This is a genomic window from Nostoc cf. edaphicum LEGE 07299 (assembly GCF_015207245.1).
In the GTDB taxonomy this organism is placed as follows: domain Bacteria; phylum Cyanobacteriota; class Cyanobacteriia; order Cyanobacteriales; family Nostocaceae; genus Nostoc; species Nostoc edaphicum_B.
This window is the reverse complement of sequence record NZ_JADEXF010000780.1, coordinates 1-3,140: the sequence shown is the minus strand read 5'-3', so window position 1 is coordinate 3,140 and position 3,140 is coordinate 1. Positions and strand designations below refer to the sequence as shown.

At 42.6% G+C, this 3,140-nt stretch carries 4 protein-coding genes; 2 read left to right on the top strand and 2 right to left on the bottom strand.

Translation table 11 applies throughout. From position 1 onward, the window contains the following. A partial coding sequence (gene ruvB, locus IQ229_RS20550; protein ID WP_194046912.1) for a Holliday junction branch migration DNA helicase RuvB occupies nt 1-997 on the bottom strand: 997 nt, incomplete at its 3' end. A gap of 232 nt (nt 998-1,229) precedes the next feature. Here ruvB and hisF point away from each other — a divergent pair. Continuing rightward, nucleotides 1,230-2,003 (top strand): imidazole glycerol phosphate synthase subunit HisF, encoded by a 774-nt coding sequence (gene hisF / locus IQ229_RS20545; protein ID WP_194046910.1) that lies wholly within the window; start codon nt 1,230-1,232, stop codon nt 2,001-2,003. 99 nt (nt 2,004-2,102) lie between these two features. Next, nucleotides 2,103-2,294, top strand: coding sequence for a hypothetical protein (locus tag IQ229_RS20540; protein ID WP_094348875.1), 192 nt, complete (start codon nt 2,103-2,105; stop codon nt 2,292-2,294). A 519-nt stretch (nt 2,295-2,813) separates the two neighbouring features. Here the strand turns inward: IQ229_RS20540 and IQ229_RS20535 are convergent. Further along, the coding region (locus IQ229_RS20535; protein ID WP_194046908.1) for a Smr/MutS family protein at nt 2,814-3,140 on the bottom strand (327 nt) is incomplete at its 5' end.

Here is a 3,140-nt window from a genome sequence, read left to right as displayed (position 1 = left end):
GCATGAGATAAGGTTCGTACACCTCTTCAATTGTTTGAGTATCTTCACCTGTGGCTGCTGCTATTGTTTCCAATCCCACTGGCCCGCCGTTAAATTGTTCAATTATGACCTTTAGCATCTGGAGGTCTGTCCAATCTAAACCGCAGGTATCTACTTGAAATAGTTGCAATGCCTCGGATGCAACTATTTCATTAATATCCCCAGATGTTTTTACTTCTGCATAATCACGGACTCTTTTAAGTAGCCTATTAGCAATACGTGGTGTCCCGCGTGAACGACGGGCAATTTCCGTGGCACCATCTTCTGTAACGGGAGTTTTAAGTAATTGAGCAGTTCGCAGTACAATTTGGGTCAGTTCGTCAACTTCGTAAAATCGGAGTTTTTGAATCAAGCCGAAGCGATCGCGCAGTGGTGAAGTTAAAGCACCCACACGGGTTGTAGCACCAACTAGAGTAAACTTTGATAGCGGCAAACTTCTAATCCGAGCGCTAGAACCCTTACCAATAGTAATATCTAAGCGATAATCTTCCATCGCCGGATAGAGAATTTCCTCCGTCATCCGCGAGAGGCGATGAATTTCATCAACGAATAAAATATCTCCTGGTTTCATGTTCACCAGTAACCCGACAATATCCCGTGGACGTTCTAGGGCTGGCGCACTGGTAATTTTGTAATTTACCCCCATTTCCGATGCTAAAATCATTGCCATTGTGGTTTTTCCCAATCCCGGCGGCCCATACAGCAACAAGTGATCCAGTACCTCACCACGAGACTTGGCTGCTTTGATGGCAATATCTAGCACATCCTTTAAATCTTTTTGCCCAATGTAATCAGCAAATCGGTGCGGTCGAATACCTTCTTCCTGCTGTTCTTGTTCATCAATCGCAGCTTCAGGCTTCAAAATATTTTCTGTGGATGGTGCTTTCGCCGACTCTCGACGCTGCGTTGGTTCTCCGTTGGGTTCTGGAGGCTGTTTTTTCGAGGAGATTATCGCCATAATTCTTACAGGGTAGAGGTTACAGGGTAAAGGTTACAGGGTACGGGGTACAGGGTACAGTTACAGGGAATGGGGTACAGGGTAAAGGTAACAGGGTACAGATTATTCCCTATAACCTGTCACCTGTTACCTCTCCCCTAATTCCAATACCCGTGAAAATTTTAGTTTGAGAATACCCGCGCCAATTTAAAATTTAAATTCCGGTCAATTACCCAGAAGTACAAAAGTTATTATGTTATCTAAAAGAATCTTACCGTGCTTAGATGTAAAGGCGGGACGGGTTGTAAAAGGAGTTAACTTTGTTAATCTCCAAGATGCAGGCGATCCCGTAGAGCTGGCAAAGGTTTACAACGAAGCCGGTGCTGATGAGTTAGTATTTCTGGATATTACAGCTACTCATGAAGACCGAGCTACAATTTTAGATGTGGTGTACCGCACTGCTGAACAGGTCTTTATTCCATTGACTGTAGGTGGTGGCATTCAATCCTTAGAAAATGTTAAAGCTTTGTTACGGGCGGGCGCAGATAAGGTTAGTATTAATTCTGCGGCAGTGCGGGAACCAGACTTGATTAATCGGGCAAGCGATCGCTTTGGTAATCAGTGCATAGTTGTTGCTATTGATGCCAGACGCAGAAATAACCCGGAAAATCCAGGTTGGGATGTGTATGTGCGGGGTGGCAGAGAAAATACAGGCTTAGATGCCCTATTGTGGGCACAGGAAGTTGAAAAACGGGGGGCCGGAGAACTGCTAGTCACAAGTATGGATGCTGATGGAACCCAAGCTGGGTATGATATTGAAATCACACGGGCAATTGCCGATGCTGTAGAAATTCCAGTCATTGCTTCTGGTGGTGCAGGTAATTGTGAACATATCTACACTGCCCTCACTGAAGGTAAGGCTGAAGCCGCATTACTCGCGTCACTGTTGCATTACGGGCAATTAAGCGTAGCAGAAATTAAAAGTTACTTGCGCGATCACAACGTGCCAGTCAGAACATTCTGTTGATCCACCATTACTCATTTAATGACATCCATCTAAGGTTAGGCACACTTCCTGAAAAGGGTGTTAATATTATTTTACAAGTATTAACAAATATTAAGAAATATGTTGCTTCCTATTTTACTTTTTGATGTAGCCCTGGTAGCGTGGTCGCTGCACTTAATGGAAAAAGCTTACGAGAGTAAAGAATTTTCTCTAATGTTAGCTGGTACCTTGGTTGCTCTTGCTGCTGCTGCCATGTTAGTAGTTTACTTTTTGATGGGGCATTGTATGACCTATTTGTTGCAAGTATCCTAGAGAGTACTGAGTGCGAGAGAGGATATTTAAAATTTAGTTTCTAGAAAGCCTGACAAAGTAATAATAACTAAGAAAATATATATAGCTGATTTTAAGAGGATGTTTTAAAAGTATCGGAAAGTATAATTTTTACCTTCTGGAATAGGGTAAGTGCAACGAAAACTAGGGTTTTCGGCATTGTTGCTGAACCAATAAGAATTCAGCTTGTTGTTTTTCAGTTTACAGTCGAACATTAGCCACTCAACGAAATTACTTTTTAGTTACAACTAGTCGTCGGGTAAATGACTTTGGTGTTTTTACAAATACAATCAATGGTTCTGGCAAAGTCGTAGTAGTTCCAGAATCGCATTCAAGATTTGGAGTATTACTGGCTACTAGTATCATTTATCTGGTAGTGTCCAATTTTACAAGTAAGAGTAAAAATGAAAAATCTACAAGAAGTAGCCAGTCACACCAACTTTTTAATCAAGAGACTTGCAAACAGTAAATGTTGTGAGAATTAACATTTGCAAGTGAACTTTATTTTATATGAACAACGGTAACACCACTGCCGCCATCTGCTTGTTCTGCTGGTTCGTAGTTGTTCACTCTGGAATGCTGTTGCAAAAAGGCGTGAACTCCTTGTCGCAGCTTACCAGTGCCATAGCCGTGAATAATCCAGATTGGGCCTGTAGCTTCCGAAATGGCTTTGTCTAAAATGTATTCAGCATCAGCCACGCGTTTACCACGCAAATCGATGGTATTTTGGGAAGTCCGAATTTCTGGGACATTTTGTGGTGGCGGGGTTACTGCTGCTGGGGCTGGTTTGGGTTTGACAACTGGTTCGGCTTTTTGACCATCTAGAGA